The organism is Glutamicibacter endophyticus (genome assembly GCF_048457885.1).
In the GTDB taxonomy this organism is placed as follows: Bacteria; Actinomycetota; Actinomycetes; order Actinomycetales; family Micrococcaceae; genus Glutamicibacter; species Glutamicibacter endophyticus.
This window is the reverse complement of the sequence record NZ_CP174200.1, coordinates 3,378,130-3,397,799: the sequence shown is the minus strand read 5'-3', so window position 1 is coordinate 3,397,799 and position 19,670 is coordinate 3,378,130. Positions and strand designations below refer to the sequence as shown.

The following is a 19,670-nucleotide window of genomic DNA, read 5'->3' as shown; positions in this document are numbered from 1 at the left end:
ATGAGTGCAGTCTTTGATGAGCAAACCTTGGCCGCGGTCGAAGAACAGCTAGCCTCCACCGACGAACTGCTGGCTAAGCAGTTCCCGGGGGACACCGGTAACCGTCAGCCCGTACACACCGTGTACATTCCGGCCGACCGGTACACTGCCGAGCTGCCTTCGACCTGGGGTCGCAACGCTTTGGCCGCCGTGGGTGACACGCGTGGTTTGGTCGAGCTGGCCACCACGCTGGGACTCAAGGAGCCGCAGCGCCTGGCCGAGCTGGTGACCACCAAGCTGACCAAGGAGCCCATCGAAGACCTGCGCCTCGACTTCGAGGACGGCTTCGGCACGCGCAGCGATGCCGAAGAAGACGCCGCAGTGGTGGCGGCGGCAGATGCCGTCGCCGCCGCCGTGGCCGACGGAAGCGCCCCGGCCTTCATCGGCACCCGCTTCAAGTGCTTCGAGGAGCCCACCCGGGCCCGCGGAGTGCGCACCCTAGATCTGTTCGTTTCCCAGCTGGCCAGCCACGGACCGCTGCCGGAGGGCCTGCGCATTACGCTGCCGAAGGTCACCACCGTCGAGCAGGTCAGCACCATGGTGTTCCTCGCCGAGAAGCTCGAGCAGGCACATAACCTGCCGGCCGGTTCGCTGCGCTTCGAGGTGCAGATCGAAACCCCGCAGGTCATCATCGGGCCCGAGGGTGATCACCCGGTGGCCCGCCTCATCCACGCCGGTGCCGGGCGTGTGATCTCGCTGCATTACGGCACCTACGACTACTCCGCTTCGCTGGGTGTGGCCGCCGCCTACCAGTCCATGGAGCACCCGGTCGCCGACTTCGCCAAGGATGTCATGCAGGTGGCCGTGGCCGGCACCGGGGTCGAGCTCTCCGACGGGTCGACCAATATCCTGCCCGCCGGTGACCCGGAGAATATGGCCGCCGCCTGGAAACTGCACGCCCGCTTGGTCCGTCGTCACCTCGAACGCGGCATCTACCAAGGCTGGGACCTGCACGAAAACCAGCTGGTCACCCGCTACCTTGCCACCTTCGCGTTCTTCCGTGAAGGACTTGAGGCCGCCGCGACCCGACTGCGCAACTACGTGCACAAGATCGAATCGGCCATTATGGACGAGCCAGCCACCGCCCGCGCGCTGGCCCGTTATATCCACCGTGGCGTTGCCTGCGGTGCGGTCAGCGCCGAGGAAGTCACCGAGCTGGCCCAGATTTCCCTCGACGAACTCGAAGCGATCGCACTGAATCGCTCCCACGCTAACTAGGAGAACCGCAGATGACTGCCCAAGCACAGACCAAGAGTGCCTACTACAACACCTATGGTGGGCACCCGCCGCAGACCGACCTGCTCACCGATCGTGCGATCGTGACCGAGGCCTACACCGTGATCCCCAAGGGTGTGCTGCGCGATATCGTCACCAGCGTGTTCCCCGAGTTCACCAACACCCGCGCCTGGGTGCTCAACCGCCCGGTCGCCGGCGGACCGACCACCTTCTCCCAGGTGATCGTCGAGATCGCTCCGGGCGGCGGGGCCGCAAAGCCCGAACCGCAGGCCGGGGTCTCCAGCTTCCTGTTCGTCGTGGGCGGGTCGCTGACCCTGACCCTCGAAGGTCAGGAGCACGTGCTGGAGGAGGGCGGCTTCGCTTTCGTGCCGCCGAACGCTAACTGGTCGCTGAACAACAACGGCGCCGAGCTGGCCACCTTCCACTGGATCCGCAAGCGCTACGAGGCCCTGGACTACGTGCCGGCCCCGAAGGCCGTGGTCGGTAACGAGAAGGACATCACCCCGGGCGCCATGCCGGACACCGACAATAAGTGGCGCACCACCCGCATGCTCGATCCGGAGGACCTGTCCTACGACTTCGGCGTGAACATCGTTACCTTCGAACCGGGAGCCTCGATTCCCTTCGCCGAAACCCACGTGATGGAGCACGGGCTGTACGTGCTCGAGGGCAAGGCCGTCTACCGCCTGAACGACGACTGGGTCGAAGTTGAAGCCGGAGACTACATGGCACTGCGCGCCTTCTGCCCGCAGGCCTGCTACGCCGGTGGCCCGAGCAACTTCCGCTACCTGCTCTACAAGGATCAGAACCGCCAGATCGTGCTGTAGCACGACCGGTTCATCTCAGACCGCCGGGGCCACGGCCCGGGACGGCGCGCCATTCTCATTCCTCTCCAACCTCTTTTGTTCCAGTGATGTTTCTTTGCTCGGGGAGGGGCGGGGATGTGCGCTTCGTTCCGGGCCGTGGCCCCGGTTTTTTACTTTCTGCCCGATGTGGCTCAGCGGCGCCGGGCAAAGATCACGTTGTCATCGGTGGTTCCCGGCTGGCCCCGTGGCCCGGTGAGCTCCCGAGTACGGCGTTCGGCCACGAGCAGCTCCCAGCGCTGTTCATCCAGCGCCAGCGCCCGAAGCTCATCCTCCAGCGTGGGGAACTCGAAGCCGCCCTGCGGCTGCGGCGCCCACTGCGGCCGAGAGCCGTGCGAGACCAGCAGCAAGTGACCGCCCGGGGCCACCAGCTCGCTGGCCCGACGCAGCAACGTGCTGCGCGAGAACTCAAAAGGGGCCTGCAGGAAACTGGCGGTGACCAGATCAAAATGTTCGTTCGGGGTCCAAACCGTCAGATCCGCGGCCGTGAACCGCGCCGTGCTCAGCTCATGTTCGGCGGCCACCGCGCGGGCCCGCTCGATAGCCGTGGCAGAAATATCGACGCCCAGTGCCTCCCAGCCGCGTGCGGCGAGCCAGTGCACGTCCGCGCCCTCCCCGCAGCCTAGATCCACCGAGCGGCCGGCCGGCAGCGCACCGGCCAGTTCGGCCAACTGCGGGTTGACCCGACCGGACCAGATCCGCTGGGCGGCACCGTAGTGCTGCTCCCAGAAGTCTTGATGATTGATGACGGCGTCGCTGTGCTGGTGCTGATGCATGGGGCCACTTTTCCTCTCGGATCAACGGGTGTGGGATTCAGCGTACGTCGCCGATGGCGGTGCTGCGCGCATCCTTGCGTGGCACGCAAAAACCCGTAGGGCCCCGCCTCAGTTACTGGTCGCTGCCGCGGTACCCACGCGGGGTGAAACCCAGCACCGTGCGGAAATCACGGGTCAGATGGGCGTGGTCGGCGTAGCCAAGATCGGCGGCCAGATCGGCCAGCGACTGCTGTGGTTCTTCGCGGAGGCGTTGGGCCGCTTCCTGCAAGCGGTACCGTCGGATCATCGCCAACGGCGGCACCCCAATGTATCGGTGGGCCAGTCGTTGCACCGTGCGCGGGCTGCTGTGCAGCGCGTCGGCAACTTGTTCCACGCGCATCATCGAGCGATCGGTGGAGATCAGCTCCTCCATGGTGTTGGCCAGCCGTGCCTCCTCATCGGGCGGGGTCAGCCGCGCTCGGGCCCAACTGGAAAATTCCGCCACGGCCCGCCGCCGGGCGGCCGATTCCTCGGGTTCGTCCATGGCCGCGCAGACCGCCGCATGCAGATCCGGCTCGTCCAGCGGCTCTTCACGATCGCGCAGCGCCTGCGGGTCAAGCCTCAGCGAGGCCAGCGCCGCGGGCCGTAGGAGCGCGCCCACGGCCCATCCGGTGCCGGTGAGATCGCGGCGGGAGATTGCGGTGGTCGGGCCGGCGATGCTGACCATCTGGGGCTGCACCACGAGGTTCGAGGCCGGGAACGGCAAGACTTCCTGCCGCGAGCTACGCCCCGGGGCGATGGCCCAGCGTGGGATCCAGAACCAACGGATCAGCTCCGTCAGCTCCGCGGGCGCCGGCTCCCGGTGAAAGGTCGGCAGACGGGTGGGGTACAGAATGCCGCGCAAGTCCTCGACGTCGCCCATGGGTCCCTTTCGCAGGTTGTCGTAAATCTTCAAGTCTCGTCCCCTGAAGGCAACGTACCGTCGAGTTATGGAAACAAACAACACGCCCCGCCGCGGCGTTAGCGGCACGTACACCACCGACGGTATCCCGCAGGGCTACACGAGCCTGACCCCGTTCCTGGCGTTGCGCTCGGTGCGCGAAGCCATCGAGTTCTACCGTTCGGTCTTCGGCGCCCGGGTGGTCAACGCCACCGACATGGGCGGAATCATCGTCCACGCGGAGCTGGACTTCGGCCAGGGCCGACTGCAACTTGGCGAGGTCAACCCCGACTACCACCTCGTACCGGCCCCGGAGGGGGACGACGACTGCTACTCGCTGGGGCTGTACTGCGCCGACGCCGATGAGCTGGTGCAGCGGGCCGAGGCGGCCGGCGCGGTGATCCGCGAGTCGCTGAGCACCTTCGTCTCCGGCGACCGCTTCGCCTCGATCCGTGACCCGTACGGGGTGCGCTGGTCGATCATGTCCCGCGTCGAGGATCTTTCGGAAGAGGAGAGCAACCGGCGCGTGGAACAGTGGGCCGCCGCGCAATCGGTGCAAAGCTAAGAAATTTCACCCCCGTAGGCCGCGGGCCGGCATGAGAGCCGGACCGCGGCCCTTAGCGGGCACCGCCGGAGAGAATCAGTTGGCGCTCCAGACGCGTCAGCGACCGTGCGCTAGGTTCTTGCGTGCTCGGGCTGAGCGCGACACCTAAGGCCGCGCTGGCTTCCTCCGCGCACAGTTCCATACCCACCGCGACCAGCCCATCCTCGCTCGGGTCGGCACCCGGACCCGGGGGTTCGAAGTGAACCGTGCGGCCCACCACGTTGACCCGGTAGCGGGCGCGGCGGCCACCGGCCAGCCGGAACGGCACCACGCCCTTGAGCCGGTAGGCCCCCGGTGGCGGGGAAGCCAGCAGATCCAGCACGGCCCCCGGATCGGCCGGCTCGGGGCAGGGGACGGTGACCGCGTGCACGTGCGGGGTGTGCCGATGATGGCTGGCGCGGGCCAGTTCGGCCAGCGGCAGTTGATCCTCGGGATCCTGCTCGTTGGCCACGTCGAAAATGAGCTCCGGATCCACCGCGGCATGCGCAATGGGTAGCACCGGAGCCAGTGCATTGCGTTCGCGCACCCGGGCGGTGATCCGCTCCAGGGTCGCGGTCGCCGCCGCGGGCTCCAACAGATCCATCTTGTTCACCAGCACCAAGCTGGTAGCGGCGTACCGCGCCGGGGGCAGGCCGCCGGTATCCACGGTCCGTTCATGTTCGACGGCGTCGAGGACATCGACGATTCCACCGAAGCGCACGTTCTCGGCCTGCGAAAAGCGCAGCAGCTGGGCTACATTCACCGGGTCGGCCAACCCGCTGGTTTCCACGATGATCGCATCCAGCCGTAGCCGCGGGGCGCTGAGCTTCTCGAGCAGCTCATCCAGCGGCCCGGAATCGTTCAGGCAGCAGACGCAACCTCCGGCAATGGACTCGGCCGCGTCCACCTGCGAGGTGAGCAGCCCGGCGTCGACGTTGATGGCCCCGGCGTCGTTGATAATGACCCCGACGCGGGTGCCCGGGCGGCTCAGGAGCTGGTTGAGCACACTGGTCTTACCGGCACCCAAATGGCCGGTCAGCGCGATGACGGGAATCAACGGTCCTGCCTTTCTGCTCGGTGGCGGCCCGTACGCCGGGCCGCCACCATTCTAATGAGAATCACTCGCAAGTTTCGCGCGGCGCCGCGCACGCCCTTGCACCAGCAGGTCGATAAGGACGAAGCCGAGCAGGCTTACGCCGAGCAAGGGCAGGAAGATGCCAAGCGCCAGAGCGAGCAGCAGGCTCACTCCCATCGCCCAGCGCGGAGCGCGTAGTAACGCCCCGGCGCGCGGGGCGGCCGCCAGGCCGCCGGCCACCCCGGCCGGACGGCGCTGCCACCACATGCGGTAGCCCAAGAGGCAGAGGACGAAGATGCCTAGGGCGAAGGCGGCCATCAACAGCTGATTCGGCAGGCCGAACAGCTCACCCATGTGCAGGGCGATACCCCAGCTCGAAAGCTTGGCCATCAACGGATACCGATCAAAATCATCCCGGTCGATCACCGCGAGCGTCTGCGGATCCAACGAAACCGAATCCAGCGCCGAGGGCACCTGCCGGTCGAGCTCGCGTACCCGCCACCCCGAGTGCTCATCGGCCGGCGCGGAGATCTCCAGCACCGGTGAGTCGATATTGACCTGCCGGGCGGCCGCCAACACGTGATCGAAATGCTCGGGTGCCACACTCGAGCCGAGATGCCCGCCGCCGCCATGATGCGCGCTATGCTCCGCATCGGTGGCCGCCTCGCCCACCGTGAGCTTCAGCGGCTCGGCCGTCCAGCCAAGTTCGGCACGCACGGCGGCGATATTGCCACCGGCATAGTGGGACCAGGTGAGTCCGGTGGCGGAAAAGAACAGCGCACCAAGCAGGACGCAGACCCCGATCCTCGCGTGTAGCGTGCGGGTGGCGCGCAGGCCGCGCCGCGCGCCGGGTGGCCGGTGCGTGCTACGCCGCCGTGAACGGCGGCGCCAGAGCCACAGGCCCAAGCCACTTAGCGCCACCGGGGCCAACCACGAGGCGGCCATTTCGCTGTAGCCGCGTCCAAGCTCGCCCAGGTGCAGGTTGCGGTGCACCCCATCGAGCCAGATCCGCATCGGTAACGCCCCGCTGGTTCCATAGGAATGCAGGTCGCCGGTGATCTGAAGGCTGACCGGGTCGACGAAGATGGCGCGGTCGGCACCCATGGGATCCTGCGCATCGGCGTACAGCACGCGCGTGCTCCGTCCCTCGGCTATGGCGGGGCGTACGGCCTTGACCGGCGTTCCGGTCTGCAGGTAAGTGTTGGCGGCATCAATCTGCGCGGACAGCGGCTGGGCCGGCCCGCGTGCCGAACTATAGAGCTCATCCCGGTAGATGACGTTCTCCAGCGGCGCGGCCAGCGCGTAGAGCGCCCCGGATAGCGCCACGATGGCGATCAACGGGCCGATGAAGAGCCCGGCGTAGAAATGCAGGCGGCGCAACAGGGCAGGAAACCAGCCCCTGGCATTCGGGGTGGGGGTAGCGGAGTCGGGTAGGGGCCTCGAGGGCATCGAGGTAGGCGACATGAGGAATCCTAGATTTTCGGTCCGACGGCACGGCGCTCGGCCAGTGACGTAGACGGTGTGCTCCGGGCGGGGCCCGGCGGGAAGACGGCTCGCGATACCGCCATGAGACGGTGGTGCGAGCCGCAGGGATTAGGAAAATCTGGGACGCGCTGGAGGGCCGCGGACCGGATCCGCGCAGTGCGTTAAGCCGCACCGCGGCCGGGACAACGGTCGATGGGCGAGCAGACGCGGGATGAGGGGCACCCGGCCTAGCGCCCACAGCAACCAAAGCAGCAGAACCCGCCGGATGAGCTGCCCACCCAGCCGTCGCGCGCAACGCCCCAGTCCATCGACCAGGCCGACGACGGCGGTGGTGACCACAGCCGCCCCGATATGCGCCAACCACATGGGAGGGTGCTCCGTTGCGGTGCGCACCGCCAGCTGCACCGGCTCACCGACGGCGTGGGCATGGCCCGCGCCAAGGCTCGGCACCCGGTGCCCGGCAGCGAACGCCGCATGCAGCGGAAGCTGGCCGGCGCCGCTGGCCAGTAGGGTGCGCCAGAGCGCATGACGCCTGACGAGCAACAGGTTTCCCAGGGTCAGCGCCCCGGACAGCAGTACAAGCAAACCCGCATCCGGTACCGGTCCGCCACCCACGGCGTGAAAAAGCGCCGCGAACCCCACGCATAGCGCGGCGATGATCGGCGCACGCAGCAGGGCGGAGGGTCTGAGTCGCACGGGCTCAGTATGCCAGATCACCTGCGGGTCTTGGTGGAAGGCCGGTATAGTCACCAACGGGTCCAGACCCGGCCGAGGGGGAAGAGATGAGTCCGATGAACAAGGCACCCGAACCGGTGCGCCTGCTGGTGGACAACGACACGGGAATCGACGACGCGCTGGCGTTGGCCTACCTCTGCGCCTGCGAGCATGTGCAACTCGAGGCGGTCACCAGTACCCCGGGGAACGTGGATGCGGATAGGGTGGCGGCCAATAACCGGGCATTGCTCGAACTTTGCGGCCGCGGCGAGGTGCCGGTGTATATCGGGGCCCGTCAACCCCTGCAGATCCCGCTGGTCACCACCGAAGAAACCCACGGACCGCAGGGCGTGGGATACGCCCAGCTACCCGAGCCGGCCGGCACGACCGAGGACCAGGACGCCGTGGATGTCTGGGTGCGCGCCGCGCGCGAACATCCGGGGGAGCTGACCGCCCTGCTCTGCGCCCCGTTGACGAACTTTGCCCTGGCCTTGCGTCGCGAACCGCGGCTGCCCTGGCTACTGAAGCGCGTGGTGATCATGGGCGGGGCCTTCTACTATCAGGGCAACACCACCCCCACGGCCGAATGGAATGTGCACGTCGACCCGCATGCCGCCGCCGAGGTCTTTGCGGCCTACGACCGGGCCGCCGCGCAGGGGCTGCCGGACGAACAGCTGCCGATCCTCTGCCCGCTGGAGCAGACCGAACGATTCGAAATGCAGCCGAGCTTCCTGACCGAGCTGGCCGCCGCGGCCGGTTGCGCGGAACCGGAACTGGTGCGCGCCGAAGACGGCGAGGGAACCACAAGCACCGCTTCGAATCCGCTGGTGCGCTACCTCTCCGATGCCCTGCGTTTCTACTTCGAATTTCATCGGGCCTACGATCAGGGGTACATCGCCCACGTGCACGATTACTGTGCCGCGGGGATTGCCGTGGGCACCCTGGACTACGCCACACGACCGGCCAGTGTCGCGGTGGAAACCGAATCTCAGTTGCTCTTTGGCACCACCGTCGCCGATTTTCGTGGGCTCTGGGGTCGCCCGGCCAACGCCCGGGTGCTCAGCGCCAACGACCCGGCCGCCGGGTTCGCCGAACTGCGCATGAAGCTCGCGGCGCTGGCTCGGGGTCTGAACGCCCCGACCGGGCGGGCAGGCATCGACTAGACTATGCTTCCGGGTCGAGGTGACATAGACCCTGCCGAACGGCGGTATCCCAGGGGATGCCGCCACATCATCGACGCATCAGAGGTACCCATGTCATCGAACCTGACCATAGACGACGCCCGCGCCGGGGGCACACTACCGCGCCGGCTGATGGCCGTGGCCGGCACGCTGCTGCTGGTCGGCACCTACATCACCCTGGTCATCACCCAACCCACCGCGCTGGTCGAAGGGCTGGGGCAGGGCGTCGCGCTGGCCACCTTCGTCGCCTACCTTGCCGCCGCGATCCTGCTGCTGGCCGCGGTACTGCCCGAGGTGCCGGTCGCCACGCTCACCCTGATCCCGGTGGCGCTGGCCCTGAACGTGATCTTGGGCCAGTTCGTTGGCTCGGTGATGGTGCCGCTGTATCTGGACTCCATTGGTACCGTGCTCATCGGTTTCCTCGCCGGTCGCCGTGCCGGGGCCGCCACCGGTGTGCTGGGCACGCTGATCTGGTCGCTATTCGCTCCCACCGTGTTGCCCTTCGCCGCTGGCGCCGCGCTCGTTGGTTTCCTCGCCGGTACCGCCGCCCGTTTCGGTGCGCTGCGCCGCATCTACCTGGCCCCGGTGGCCGGTCTGCTCAGCGGCGTGATCGTCGGCGTGATCTCCGCGCCGGTGGCGGCCTTCGTCTACGGAGGTACCTCCGGGGTGGGCACCGGTGCGCTCGTGGCGACCTTCCGGGCCATGGGCGAGTCGCTGTTTTCCGCGGTCACCAAGCAGGCGCTGATTTCCGACCCCGGGGATAAGGCCGTGGTCTTCCTCATCGCCGCCCTGCTCGTTTACGCGCTGCCGGGCCGGTTGACTAGTAGCTTTGATTTTGTGCGCCGCTACCGCGTGCTGGGCCGACGCAGCGGGAACTAAGCAACGGACTCCATGCCACAAGCCGAGCAGCTACACCCCTTCACCGTGTTGGCCCTAGCCACCGCGGTACTGACCATCACCACCGCGGCCGGGTACTGGCCGCTGAGCCTGGCGGTAATCCTCTGCTGCCTGGTTCTGGCGGCCACACACCGGTGTTTGGGTAAGCTCTGCGCGCTGTCCGCGCTGATCATAGCGCCGACCTTCGGCTCCCAACTGATGGTCCACGCCCTGTTCACCCCCGGCCCATCGCCGGTGCTCGCCGAGCTCGGGCCCTTCGAACTGACCGGCGCGGGACTGTGGCTCGCTACCCAGCTGGCGCTGCGCACCGCGGTGCTTGTGGTCGTCGGGCTGCTCTGCGCGTTAGTGATCGACCGGCACCGGCTCATCGCGGCCATCGACCTGTCGAAGGCACCGCCGCAGCTGGGCTATCTGGTGGCGGCCACGTTGTCGCTGCTGCCGCAGTTGAGCGCGAAACAGCACACCATCGGGCAGGCGCAGGCCTTGCGTCTGGGGCATGTTGGCCGCGGTCCGGTCGGTTGGTTTCAACGCATCCGGCTGCGCAGCGTGCCGCTGGTGCTTGGGTCGCTACAGGATGCCGCCGACCGTGCCCCGCACCTGGCGGCGCGCGGATTCCCCGCCGCCGGGGCGCATACCCGGCTGCGTGAGGTCCCCGATTCCACCACGCAACGCGTGCTGCGCCGTGTGGCACTGATCTGTGCCGTCGCCGGTCCGGCCCTGATCCTGACCCTGGACCGGTTCAGCGGATGAGCGGGGCACGGCAGCCGGTGCTCGAAGCCCGGATCGATTCCTTCCACTTTGACGGGTCCCAGCACCCGATACTGCACGGCAGCCACCTGCAGTTGGTGCCGGGAACGCTCAACGTGATCGTCGGTGCCTCGGGCTCCGGAAAATCCACCCTCGGAGCGGTCCTGGCCGGCATGCTGCCGCGCCCCGGACTCGACCTGCTCCACGGTCAGCTACGGCTCGACGGACAGCAGATCGATCACCGCGACGGGCAGGGCCCACGCATCGACCTGGCCGTTTGGGCCCGCCATGTTGCACTACTGCCGCAGGAGGTCGGGCAGTACCTCTCCGGCATCCGCGAGACCGTGGCCGAGGAATTGGCCTTCGGGCTGGAAAATATCGGCGTGCCACGTGCGCAGATGCGAACCCGGGTGCAATCGGCCGCCCGGCAATTCGGGATCGAACCGCTGCTGGAGCGTGCCCCGGAACGGCTCTCCGGCGGACAACAACGGCTCGTGGCGCTCGCCGCATTGAGCATCGGCGACCCCCAGGTGCTCGTCCTCGACGAACCACTGGCCGGATTGGATGCCCTTGCCGCCGAGCGCGTGCGCCAGGTGATCCTCGAGCTCCGCGCTCAGGGCCGGGCTGTGGTGGTGCTCAGCCGGCTGCCCGATGCCCTCACCGGTCAGGCGGATGCCAGCTACCGGCTGCAGGATGGGACCTTGGTGCCCGTGACAGCTTGGCCCACCCCGGCGCCGCCTGCTCTCACCGAGCGTCCAGCGATCGAGGATCCGGCGACGCTCCTAGCATTCGATCACGTCAGCGCGGGATACCCACAACAGCCCGCCGCGGTACTCGAGGACTTTAGCCTGCGGCTGTCGGCCGGTGAGTGTCTCGGCCTGGCCGGTGCCAACGGCAGTGGCAAGAGCACCGTGCTGAAAACCGCCGCCGGGCTCCTGCCACCGCGCGGCGGAACCGTCGAATCATGTGAAGACATTGGGCTGCTGCTGCAAAACCCGGCCGAGCAACTCTTTGAGCGCACGGTGCGCCGCGAGGTCAGCTTTGGTCTGCCGCGCGGTAGCCTGCACCGCCTGCGGGTCGAGCGCGTCCTGGATGAACTGGGCTTGAGCGAGCTGGCCGAAACGCACCCCTATGAGCTCCCGGTATCGGCGCGCCGCTTGCTGGCGCTCGCGACGGTGCTGGTGCGCGAGCCGCGTGTGCTGCTGCTCGACGAACCCACCGAGGCCCTCGACGAGCACGGGCTGGAACGACTCCACCGGGTGATCGAGCATCGACTGGCCGCCGGGGGCGCCGTGCTGTTCTCAAGCCACGACGAGTCGTTCATGCGGCGCACCGCGCACCGGGTGGTGCGCCTGGCGGCGGCACCCGGCCGCTCAGGAACGCGCCAGCAGTTCGGCGATCTCTGAGTATCCGTGACGCCGGGCGAGTTCCACCGGCAACACCCCGTTGCCATCGGCCAGCTGCGGATCGGCGCCGGCGTCCAAGAGCAGCCGAATGGTTTCGAGCTGATCGGCTCCGCCGTCGCCGAGCACAATCGCCTCGTGCAGGGCCGTCCACCCCAAGTTGTTGACATGATCCAGGGGCACGCCCGCGGCAATGAGCATTTTGACGGTGGAGACGTGGCCGTGTTCGCTGGCGGGAATCAGCGCGGTGCCGCCGTACCGGTTCACGCTTTCTACATCGGCCCCCGCGGCTAGGGTCGCGGCGAGGATCTCATCCAACCCCTCGGCGCCAGCGTAGAGAAAGGCGGAGTCCTGCATGTCGTCGATGGCGTTGACATCCGCTCCGGCCTCGATCAGCGCCAGCGCCATGGGTGTGTCGTCGGCCTTGGTCGCGACGATGACCGGGGTCATCCCGTTGTGCATGCGCACCTCTAGATCGGCACCGCGGGCGATCGCTTGCCGCGCGGCGGCCACATCTGAGTCGGTCACGGCCTGACGCAGTTCGGCCGTGGCCGATATTGCGGAGCTACTGGCCGTGGCCGTTGCTTCCGTGGCATCGGAGGAGTGCGCGGGGCTAGGACTTCCCGTGGTGCAACCGGCCAGTGCAAGGGTCAGCAGCAGGAAGGGCAGGGGGAATAGGCGGCGGGCGTTCATGGGCTAGCTCCGAAGTGTCTGTGCAGAATCATCGTCTCTTCGACTATGCCCAATGGCGCAGGCGGGGCGCATCGGCCATTCGGCTAGGCCTGCCACGCGGCGGTGAGTGAGCTCATAATGGCAGTAACCGGCATTAAGGTTAGGCTTAAAGGATGGCAAGAACACCCCTCAGTGCGCAGCAGCTCTTCGATAGTTCTCGCCGCTGCGCCGAAGTACTCATCAGCGAAGGCCCCGACGCCAACACCAAGGCGTTGGTCGAAGCCTCTGGAATGTCCGAACGGACCTTCTTTCGCAACTTTCCTACCAAGGCCGACTGCCTGCGTCCGCTACTCGTGCAGGGTCTGGTCAAGTTCATCGAAGGGCTCTCCCGGCGTGTCCGCGAAGCGGCCCGGCCCGGCAGCCAGTCCACCCCGGCCCTCATTGACCTCGTCGCTCAATCTTTCGCCGAGGCCTACCACGGCGAATCGGCCGTTGTAGATCAAGGCCTGGCCGACCTCTTGGTCGGTGCCGCAGCCTACCGCAGGGTCTGGCTCGATATGCAGCAGGAAACCACCGAGGCATTAACGCCCACCATGGCCCGCGCCCTCGGACTCGACGAGGAACATATCGATGTGCGCCTGGCCGCCGAGGCGGCCACCGACTTGGCCAAGGAATCCATTCGCCTGATGGTCAGCGACGGACTGACCCCAGCGGCGGCCGCCGCAGCCGTCGCCGCCGCGCAACGCCGGGCCCCGGTATTGCGTACTCCGGCTCAACTGCGCCTGCAAGGCTCCCTAGCCGGCTAAACCAGGAAATGCCCCGCCGAAGCGGGGCATTTCGCGGATCATCACTCGCACCTTCAAAGAGGTAATACCAGCTTAAGTCGCGCCCCTATGTCCGCACTGTGCCTCGGCTTGCGACTGCCTGCCGATACGTTAGGCGGCGGTGAGCGGCTTGGTCGCGCGGCGGAAGGCAAAGGCGCCCACGAGCGCGGCAACGCCAAACACCACGCCGTAGAAGCCAATAATCCACAACAGGGCCAACAGCGCCGAGACCGGATTGGTCACAATGACGATGGACAGGGCGAGACCGGCCAGCAGGTTCAGCACGCCGAATACCTTGGCCCAGGCCCCACCGAGGCGTGAGCCGATTTCCAGCATGCCGCGGATCATCAGCCCCAACGCCATGAACCACATAATCATCAGGCCGCCGAAGGAGGCCACGGACAGCGGGAAGGCCAGTGCGCCAAGGCCGGCGAGGATCGCCGCGATACCGCCGGCGATCGTCCACCCCCAACCTTTCACCCCGGCCTTGCGCTCGATCCAACCGGCTCGCAGCGATGCGACGCCGTCAAGAAAGAGCCAAAAAGACAGGGTAAGGACCACGAAGAGGGAAATGGTCACCGACGAGGTCTTCGGAAAGAACAAGATCAGCAAACCTAAAACGATGGCCAGAATGCCACGCACTAGCATCGCCGTAAACATGTGTTTGGCCAGAGTGCGCGATAGTGACGCATCAATCTGCGGGGTGAGCAGGTGCATGCCTAGTCCTTCCGTGGCGGGTAGCCGCCGCGAAAACGCGACGCGCCAACACGATAATGGGTACTAACAAGGCAAACTATACTCTGGTCACAATGGCCCTCGGCGCGACCTTTGACACAGTCTTGCGAAGGCAAGCCGAGCTTCGGAACCACCCCGAGCACGAATGCCCGTCCGACGCGAGATCAGTACTAATCTGTGGACTCGGGTAGCCGATCCGGGCGGCTGAAGCCCAGAATTATGAGTTCGCGTAAAACCGTGTGGTCGATATCTTCAAGCTTTTTCACGTAGACGCAACCAACACCCTCGGTGAAGCTACCCAAACGCGGAAGCAGCTCCACCTGCTGCGTGTTGTCCTTCAACCCATAGAGGCTTATCCGGTCCCGGCGTGGGGAGAACGCGACCTTGGGCCAGATCCCACTGCGTTTGGAGTCGTAGCTGTAGCTGTACTGTCCGAAACCGATCATGCTCGGCCCCCACATGACCGGTTCAACGCCGGTTGTTTGACGGAAGATCTCCACCAGCTCTTCACCGTCCATCCGTCGCTTGTTCGGTGTGACCGCGGCGAGGAAGTCGGCCACGCTGGCCGTGGTGGGCAAGGTTTTTTGATTAGCCATCGGTTTCCTGTCCGGTTCGTTCGTTGACCTTTGCCGAGCCGAAGCTCGCCGAGAGTTCACGGTAGGGTCGGCTGGCTAGGGCCAGCAGGGCGACAATCACCATGATCACGCCGGCAACGCAGAAAATCAGGGCGATGCCGCGCGTACCACCGCCACCTAACAACCAGTTGAAGGTATCGAGTCCCTGCTCGGTACGCATGTACGGAATGATCAAATACTGTGCGAACGGCGCAATCAGAAACGCGGTAATGGGTGCCGCGGCCGCCTCAAGCATTTGGGCGAAGCCGAAGACGCGCCCCTGCCGGGCGTAGGGCACGACGCGCTGAATGACGGTCTGTTCGGCGGCTTCCGCGGCGGGAATCAACATCATGTAGAGCCAGGTTCCCAGCACAAAAAGCCACACCGATTCCCGGATGGTGAATAAGGCGCCCAAGGCACCCATGGCCATCACCGCGATCAACAGGGTGCGGATCGGGTTGCTGCCGAGCCCAAATCTGGCAACGAGGAGCCCACCAATGATGAAGCCGGTGGAGGCAACACCGAAGGCGATGCCCCAGGCCTCGACGGACATGATCTCCAGACCGTAGGGATCCATCAGCGCCATGTAGACCCCGCCGATGAAATTATTGAACATCGAGAACAGGATGAGCGCGAGCAATCCCGTGATGGCGGTGATGGCCGCGAATCCGGTCCGGAAATCCATGCTGCGGCTGACCCCGGGTTCCGGCTCGGGCTGCTTTTCTGGGATGCGAATCGTCAGCAGATGCGTCAAGGTCACCAGCACCAGAATGATCGCCAAACTCAGGGTCCATCCCATGCCGAGCAGGCCGATGGACAGGCCACTAAACACGCTGGTGACAATCAGCGCGGCCCCCTGCACGGTGCCGACGAGACCGTTTGCGTTGGCATGTCGTTCTACCGGCACCAGCAGGGTCACGGTGGTGGACAGGGCGATATTGCGCATCTGCTCCACGATGGCGCCGATGAGGATCACTCCACTGAAAAGCCAGAATTGCCACCCGCCAATATCCAAGATGGACGCGGTGGGCAGCCACAGATACAGCAGGCCGGCTAGGGAGAACATCGCCGCGGTGAACACCGCCGAAAAGACCAGGACAGCCTTCTTGCGGTGTCGATCCACGGCGGTGCCGAAGATCATGGCACAGACCGAAATCAGGAGCATGAACGCGCCGCCGATAAAGCCGGTAGCCATGACATTCTTCGTCTCGAGGTACACCCAGAAGGTCAGCGCGAACCACAGGTAGCTCGTGGTGATATTCGCAATGGCGGTGTTGACCAGAACGTGAAGGAATGTGCGGTGTCCGGTTGTGGGCGCCGCTGATGCCGGTGCCGTGGAAGCATCGGTGAGTTCGGCATCGAAATCATTGTCCATCGCGCAACGTCCTGACTTCCGTTGAAGGGGTGCACGTAGCTTTAGGATACGAGCTAAGACCGACAATGTCAGCGGTGGGAGACGGCACGGGCCGGATTGCCGCCGAAAAAGCGAGCATCGGAAACGCGCTTGTGACCGCGGCTCAAACTGCTTGAAACATGACTCTGGCAGACTGCCGTTTATGAAGCTACAGATCAGGGCGGTGGGCGTCGATGCGCCCGGGATGGCCGAATTCATTGATGAGCACCTGCGCGACCTGGAGGCTACCGCACCATCGGAAAGCCGGCACGCCTTCGATGCCGATCGCCTCACGGACCGCACGGTGCAGCTGTATGCCGGCTATCTGGGGTCGAAGCCGGTCACCATGGGCGCATTACACTTCTTCGCCGACTACATGGCCGAGGTGAAGAGCATGCGCACAATGGCCTCCCACCGTGGGCGCGGTCATGCGCGCAAGATGCTGCAATACCTCGTCGAGGTTGCCACTGAACGCGGGATACGCACGCTGCTGCTGGAAACGGGAACTCATGACCACTTCCGAGCTGCGCGGGCCCTCTACGAGTCGGTGGGATTCACACCGGCTCCGGCCTTCGGCTCCTATCGCAGCGACCCGCACAGCGCCTACTACCGGCTGCCGCTGAACTAGCGATTTTATTTACGAATGTGCGTATAGAACCTCCCTAAAGCCACAACAACTAGGAGTAACACCACAACTACAGGCTTAGAAAGCATGTACCGTGGCAACGGTTGCGAACTCCCCACGCTGTGGAGCTGGCGGAAATAAGCTCGTGAAAAACGGCAAGACCAGTCAAGTCCCGGGTTTTGTTGAGGGTCATCAGGGCGTGGAGCGGGCTACGGCGCAGGGGTGCACTGGTTCAACACGGATCGGGTGCACAGCATGCTTGATTACCGGACATCGGCCGAGGTTGAGGCAGACTATGCGGCTGATGCCAAGGCTCTGGCGTTGGCGGTCTAATTTTTATACCCGTTTACTCTCTACAAAACCTGGGATATGACAGTGCGTGGCGGGGAGAGAAGCGTTAGCGCCAAAAGCCCGTCGAACGATTTTTGCTGATCCGAAATATTTTCCAGTTGAAGTCTGCCGTTGTCTCACAATTCGTGCAAAAGACGAGTCGGGACTCTGAAGAGGTCAGCAATCGTGTCGAAGCCGGTTCGGTCATTGATATGAGGCATCGCCTGATCCATTCAACGGCACGCTGCTCGGACTGCAGTCGTAGATGTCAACAAGAGAGCAGGACGATGGGGCACGGCAACGTAATCCAGGAACCGGCATCCCACCCTCTAGGCCAACCAAATATGGCAGTGTCCGAGCACTACCGGGCGTAAGTTCTCCTAGGGAATCATTCCAGCATACCGGCCACTCTCACGGCGGCATGCCACCCATCTCACAGGGGTTTACTAACGTCTAGTTTCTCTGCAGGAGTACTCCGTCGGTGGGGCATATCACCTACCACCACCACCACACAGGTGCTCGCGCTCGCCTGTCGTTCGTATCTATCCGCGGAGGATGCCGACACTTCTGTGTGTATTCTCGTGCGGGGCGTCGGTGGAAAGCTTCCCGTGTACAAGGGATATTCCCGGCAGGTACTACGAGAGAAGTTTGACCTCGTCTAGGTCCATCAACAGTGGAAGCCCGGCTCCCTGTCACAAGGAGCCGGGCGTCGTCACATGCTACGGTGTATCGGCTATCTGAAAACTGTCAGGATTGAGTGCCGCTTCTCAAAGGTTGCTTAGTGGTATCCGAGATCGCTCAGCGAAATCACCAATTGCAGGCTTTGGCGGGGTTTCCCTTGATCACTGAGGCAGCTATACCTTTACGCCACCCAGGCCAGCTTTTACGCTTACTTTCTAGATCGATATTTATGGTTCCTGGAAGGCCAACGACGTGGCATTCCCACTGTTGCGCCATCGTAGCTTTTGCCATGGAGCGGGGATGGTGTTCACGAAGATCATCTAGACCCATTTTGTAAACGTAGCTTGGGTTGAATGGTTGGTACCAACGTGCGACGGAAGTAACCGTGAACCGAATCTCCCAGCCCCCGTTGTTCCAGCGTTCCCATTTGACTTCTTTGATAATTCCTCTTGAGTAGGCCGGATCGGCAACGACGGGATACTCGAGATTTTTAGCAGAACGGTGGTCGACGACTTGAATTAGAGTGTTTCCGTCGACCTCATAGCGGGTGGGTATTTCTAAGCCGTTAGCGTCCTTGGCCCACGGGGGAGTAAACCCACCAATTAAGTCCCCATTCTCAGATTCGATAAGCACGCCCCCGTTCGTCTCACGCATCGTGGCGCCTGCTGGCAGGAGCATTTGGTATTCAAACCGTTCGGTCGATTCTGCATCGTTGATGATCGTCGCGATCTGGACGTCACCACTATTTTTGACAGATGTGACAGTTGTGAATTCTTCCCCTTCGTTCGCAACCACACCAGGTGCGATAGCCGTTGCCTCCGACTGGTTATCGGCTGGTCGAAGGATCTCAACGGTCTCTGGCCCCTCACCAATTTTCACTGGCTTGTCTGCTTCTCGAGGAATGGAGATCTCAGTCTCTGCGATCGAAAGATCAAAAGCATCTGCGCTCTCAGAAACTGGAGTATCTGTTGAGGTCCCCAGAATGTCGGTCGAGCTTTCGCCTGATAGAGCAGCAAGGTTTTCCAGCGCCTCAGTGGTGCCGTTGGGCGAAGCCTCTTGTGGCTGCGCAAAAGCACCTGTTGGCGCGTAGAGGAGGGAAGCAACTAGCGAAATCGCAAGAAGTTTACTACGGGTTTTCCGTGTCATCTTATCTTCCTGGGTAGACCTGGGTAGGCGGAGGGTATTGGTCAGGTGGTATTACTTAACCTATGAAAGCACAAGACAAGAAGTTTTTCTTCATTTCCTTGATAATTGTCGCAGTGGTCGTTGTGGGTATGTTCCTGCTTGCCACATCCGGAGTGCTAGCCAACTTATTCGATCCCGAGCCGGAAATGGGGCTATTTGGACTCAGGTGACAAGCGTTGGCCTTCCCAAGAAGTCAGAGATGGATTCAGTGAAGTTCAGACCTGCTAGGTCATCCACGGAGCAAAAGATGCGACCACCAGGATTCTTCTGGAACAGCACCCCGCCGCAGGCCAAAGGAACGCACCATCCACGACCATCAGCCTGAACGAAGGTGAACGCGCTCGCGGAACCGTGCCTATGGCGCTGCCTTTGGCTTTGTAGTTCGTGGGGCAGGAGAGCCTTTAGGTATGTCCGCGGCGCAGGTCGCAGTGTCCGGTGGGCACTATGGGGCATGGTAAGTACATGGGCTTTGCGAGGGATGTTGACGTAGGTGGATACCAGAAGGAACAAGATGCCACAGTGGTGAGTGTCGAAGGCAGAGGCGTTCGAAATTAGACCCGGCAGTCCTCCGGAGGTGTGACGAGCCGGGCTAGCGCACCTAACAGCCCCGAGCATCAAGAAGTAGGGGCTGGATCTTCCGTTTCCAGACTCCTCCGCGGTTGTAGCACCAGGCGATGGCCTCACGGGTACGTA

The 19,670-nt window shown here is 64.3% G+C and carries 19 protein-coding genes; 9 read left to right on the top strand and 10 right to left on the bottom strand.

What is annotated here, in order from left to right; translation table 11 throughout:
• A complete protein-coding gene (locus tag ACJD00_RS15810) occupies nt 1-1,257 on the top strand; it encodes a DUF6986 family protein (RefSeq protein WP_418907851.1) in 1,257 nt (418 codons plus the stop codon).
• An 11-nt stretch (nt 1,258-1,268) separates the two neighbouring features.
• A complete protein-coding gene (locus ACJD00_RS15805; protein ID WP_418907850.1) occupies nt 1,269-2,102 on the top strand; it encodes a bifunctional allantoicase/(S)-ureidoglycine aminohydrolase in 834 nt (277 codons plus the stop codon).
• A 170-nt stretch (nt 2,103-2,272) separates the two neighbouring features.
• Here ACJD00_RS15805 and ACJD00_RS15800 read toward each other — a convergent pair whose 3' ends face one another.
• Both ACJD00_RS15800 and ACJD00_RS15795 read right to left on the bottom strand, forming a co-directional pair.
• Nucleotides 2,273-2,914, bottom strand: a complete 642-nt coding sequence (locus ACJD00_RS15800; RefSeq protein WP_418907849.1) for a class I SAM-dependent methyltransferase — start codon at nt 2,912-2,914, stop codon at nt 2,273-2,275.
• Nucleotides 2,915-3,026: 112 nt separating this feature from the next.
• A complete protein-coding gene (locus ACJD00_RS15795) occupies nt 3,027-3,815 on the bottom strand; it encodes a helix-turn-helix domain-containing protein (protein ID WP_418907848.1) in 789 nt (262 codons plus the stop codon).
• Nucleotides 3,816-3,882: 67 nt separating this feature from the next.
• Between ACJD00_RS15795 and ACJD00_RS15790 the strand changes: the two genes are divergently transcribed.
• Entirely contained in the window at nt 3,883-4,398 is a 516-nt protein-coding gene (locus ACJD00_RS15790; protein WP_418907847.1) for a VOC family protein, read from the top strand.
• 52 nt (nt 4,399-4,450) lie between these two features.
• Here ACJD00_RS15790 and ACJD00_RS15785 read toward each other — a convergent pair whose 3' ends face one another.
• The 3 genes from ACJD00_RS15785 to ACJD00_RS15775 form a co-directional block, all read right to left on the bottom strand.
• The gene (locus ACJD00_RS15785; RefSeq protein WP_418907846.1) at nt 4,451-5,473 is read right to left on the bottom strand and encodes a CobW family GTP-binding protein; all 1,023 of its coding nucleotides are present in this window, start codon (nt 5,471-5,473) and stop codon (nt 4,451-4,453) included.
• A 51-nt stretch (nt 5,474-5,524) separates the two neighbouring features.
• The gene (locus tag ACJD00_RS15780; protein WP_418907845.1) at nt 5,525-6,955 is read right to left on the bottom strand and encodes a PepSY-associated TM helix domain-containing protein; all 1,431 of its coding nucleotides are present in this window, start codon (nt 6,953-6,955) and stop codon (nt 5,525-5,527) included.
• Between the two features lie 129 nt (nt 6,956-7,084).
• Nucleotides 7,085-7,672 (bottom strand): hypothetical protein, encoded by a 588-nt coding sequence (locus tag ACJD00_RS15775; RefSeq protein WP_418907844.1) that lies wholly within the window; start codon nt 7,670-7,672, stop codon nt 7,085-7,087.
• A gap of 86 nt (nt 7,673-7,758) precedes the next feature.
• Here ACJD00_RS15775 and ACJD00_RS15770 point away from each other — a divergent pair, with 86 nt between their 5' ends.
• The 4 genes from ACJD00_RS15770 to ACJD00_RS15755 all read left to right on the top strand — a co-directional run bounded on the left by ACJD00_RS15770 (nt 7,759) and on the right by ACJD00_RS15755 (nt 11,921).
• Nucleotides 7,759-8,853: a nucleoside hydrolase gene (locus tag ACJD00_RS15770; RefSeq protein WP_418907843.1), complete on the top strand. Its 1,095-nt coding sequence runs from the start codon at nt 7,759-7,761 to the stop codon at nt 8,851-8,853.
• A 90-nt stretch (nt 8,854-8,943) separates the two neighbouring features.
• Nucleotides 8,944-9,750, top strand: a complete 807-nt coding sequence (locus ACJD00_RS15765; RefSeq protein WP_418907842.1) for an ECF transporter S component — start codon at nt 8,944-8,946, stop codon at nt 9,748-9,750.
• Nucleotides 9,751-9,762: 12 nt separating this feature from the next.
• Nucleotides 9,763-10,518 (top strand): energy-coupling factor transporter transmembrane component T family protein, encoded by a 756-nt coding sequence (locus ACJD00_RS15760; RefSeq protein ID WP_418907841.1) that lies wholly within the window; start codon nt 9,763-9,765, stop codon nt 10,516-10,518.
• Entirely contained in the window at nt 10,515-11,921 is a 1,407-nt protein-coding gene (locus ACJD00_RS15755; RefSeq protein ID WP_418907840.1) for an ABC transporter ATP-binding protein, read from the top strand. Before ACJD00_RS15760 ends, ACJD00_RS15755 begins: the two co-directional genes overlap by 4 nt.
• On the opposite strand, the gene ACJD00_RS15750 is transcribed toward ACJD00_RS15755, so the two are convergent.
• Nucleotides 11,889-12,611, bottom strand: coding sequence for an ankyrin repeat domain-containing protein (locus tag ACJD00_RS15750; protein ID WP_418907839.1), 723 nt, complete (start codon nt 12,609-12,611; stop codon nt 11,889-11,891). The two genes, ACJD00_RS15755 and ACJD00_RS15750, sit on opposite strands and share 33 nt — an antisense overlap.
• A 152-nt stretch (nt 12,612-12,763) precedes the next feature.
• On the opposite strand from ACJD00_RS15750, the gene ACJD00_RS15745 reads away from it, so the two are divergent.
• A complete protein-coding gene (locus ACJD00_RS15745) occupies nt 12,764-13,396 on the top strand; it encodes a hypothetical protein (RefSeq protein WP_418907838.1) in 633 nt (210 codons plus the stop codon).
• Between the two features lie 129 nt (nt 13,397-13,525).
• Here the strand turns inward: ACJD00_RS15745 and ACJD00_RS15740 are convergent, their stop codons facing one another.
• The 3 genes from ACJD00_RS15740 to ACJD00_RS15730 all read right to left on the bottom strand — a co-directional run bounded on the left by ACJD00_RS15740 (nt 13,526) and on the right by ACJD00_RS15730 (nt 16,138).
• Entirely contained in the window at nt 13,526-14,131 is a 606-nt protein-coding gene (locus ACJD00_RS15740; protein WP_418907837.1) for an HdeD family acid-resistance protein, read from the bottom strand.
• Between the two features lie 188 nt (nt 14,132-14,319).
• Nucleotides 14,320-14,745, bottom strand: coding sequence for a DUF1801 domain-containing protein (locus tag ACJD00_RS15735; RefSeq protein WP_418907836.1), 426 nt, complete (start codon nt 14,743-14,745; stop codon nt 14,320-14,322).
• Nucleotides 14,738-16,138, bottom strand: a complete 1,401-nt coding sequence (locus ACJD00_RS15730) for an MFS transporter (protein ID WP_418907835.1) — start codon at nt 16,136-16,138, stop codon at nt 14,738-14,740. The genes ACJD00_RS15735 and ACJD00_RS15730 overlap by 8 nt, the downstream gene beginning before the upstream one ends.
• Nucleotides 16,139-16,319: 181 nt before the next feature.
• On the opposite strand from ACJD00_RS15730, the gene ACJD00_RS15725 reads away from it, so the two are divergent.
• Nucleotides 16,320-16,784, top strand: coding sequence for a GNAT family N-acetyltransferase (locus ACJD00_RS15725; protein WP_418907834.1), 465 nt, complete (start codon nt 16,320-16,322; stop codon nt 16,782-16,784).
• A 1,134-nt stretch (nt 16,785-17,918) separates the two neighbouring features.
• Here ACJD00_RS15725 and ACJD00_RS15720 read toward each other — a convergent pair.
• On the bottom strand, nt 17,919-18,938 hold the full coding sequence (locus ACJD00_RS15720) for a hypothetical protein (protein WP_418907833.1): 1,020 nt from the start codon (nt 18,936-18,938) through the stop codon (nt 17,919-17,921).
• Nucleotides 18,939-19,670: the final 732 nt, after the last annotated feature.

Coding starts and splice junctions, on each gene's coding strand:
- ACJD00_RS15720 (WP_418907833.1), bottom strand. CDS start 18,938: ATGACACGGAAAACCCGTAGTAAACTTCTTGCGATTTCGCTAGTTGCT.
- ACJD00_RS15790 (WP_418907847.1), top strand. CDS start 3,883: ATGGAAACAAACAACACGCCCCGCCGCGGCGTTAGCGGCACGTACACC.
- ACJD00_RS15745 (WP_418907838.1), top strand. CDS start 12,764: ATGGCAAGAACACCCCTCAGTGCGCAGCAGCTCTTCGATAGTTCTCGC.
- ACJD00_RS15770 (WP_418907843.1), top strand. CDS start 7,759: ATGAGTCCGATGAACAAGGCACCCGAACCGGTGCGCCTGCTGGTGGAC.
- ACJD00_RS15750 (WP_418907839.1), bottom strand. CDS start 12,611: ATGAACGCCCGCCGCCTATTCCCCCTGCCCTTCCTGCTGCTGACCCTT.
- ACJD00_RS15755 (WP_418907840.1), top strand. CDS start 10,515: ATGAGCGGGGCACGGCAGCCGGTGCTCGAAGCCCGGATCGATTCCTTC.
- ACJD00_RS15800 (WP_418907849.1), bottom strand. CDS start 2,914: ATGCATCAGCACCAGCACAGCGACGCCGTCATCAATCATCAAGACTTC.
- ACJD00_RS15795 (WP_418907848.1), bottom strand. CDS start 3,815: ATGGGCGACGTCGAGGACTTGCGCGGCATTCTGTACCCCACCCGTCTG.
- ACJD00_RS15735 (WP_418907836.1), bottom strand. CDS start 14,745: ATGGCTAATCAAAAAACCTTGCCCACCACGGCCAGCGTGGCCGACTTC.
- ACJD00_RS15780 (WP_418907845.1), bottom strand. CDS start 6,955: ATGTCGCCTACCTCGATGCCCTCGAGGCCCCTACCCGACTCCGCTACC.
- ACJD00_RS15765 (WP_418907842.1), top strand. CDS start 8,944: ATGTCATCGAACCTGACCATAGACGACGCCCGCGCCGGGGGCACACTA.
- ACJD00_RS15810 (WP_418907851.1), top strand. CDS start 1: ATGAGTGCAGTCTTTGATGAGCAAACCTTGGCCGCGGTCGAAGAACAG.
- ACJD00_RS15725 (WP_418907834.1), top strand. CDS start 16,320: ATGAAGCTACAGATCAGGGCGGTGGGCGTCGATGCGCCCGGGATGGCC.
- ACJD00_RS15805 (WP_418907850.1), top strand. CDS start 1,269: ATGACTGCCCAAGCACAGACCAAGAGTGCCTACTACAACACCTATGGT.
- ACJD00_RS15730 (WP_418907835.1), bottom strand. CDS start 16,138: ATGGACAATGATTTCGATGCCGAACTCACCGATGCTTCCACGGCACCG.
- ACJD00_RS15760 (WP_418907841.1), top strand. CDS start 9,763: ATGCCACAAGCCGAGCAGCTACACCCCTTCACCGTGTTGGCCCTAGCC.
- ACJD00_RS15740 (WP_418907837.1), bottom strand. CDS start 14,131: ATGCACCTGCTCACCCCGCAGATTGATGCGTCACTATCGCGCACTCTG.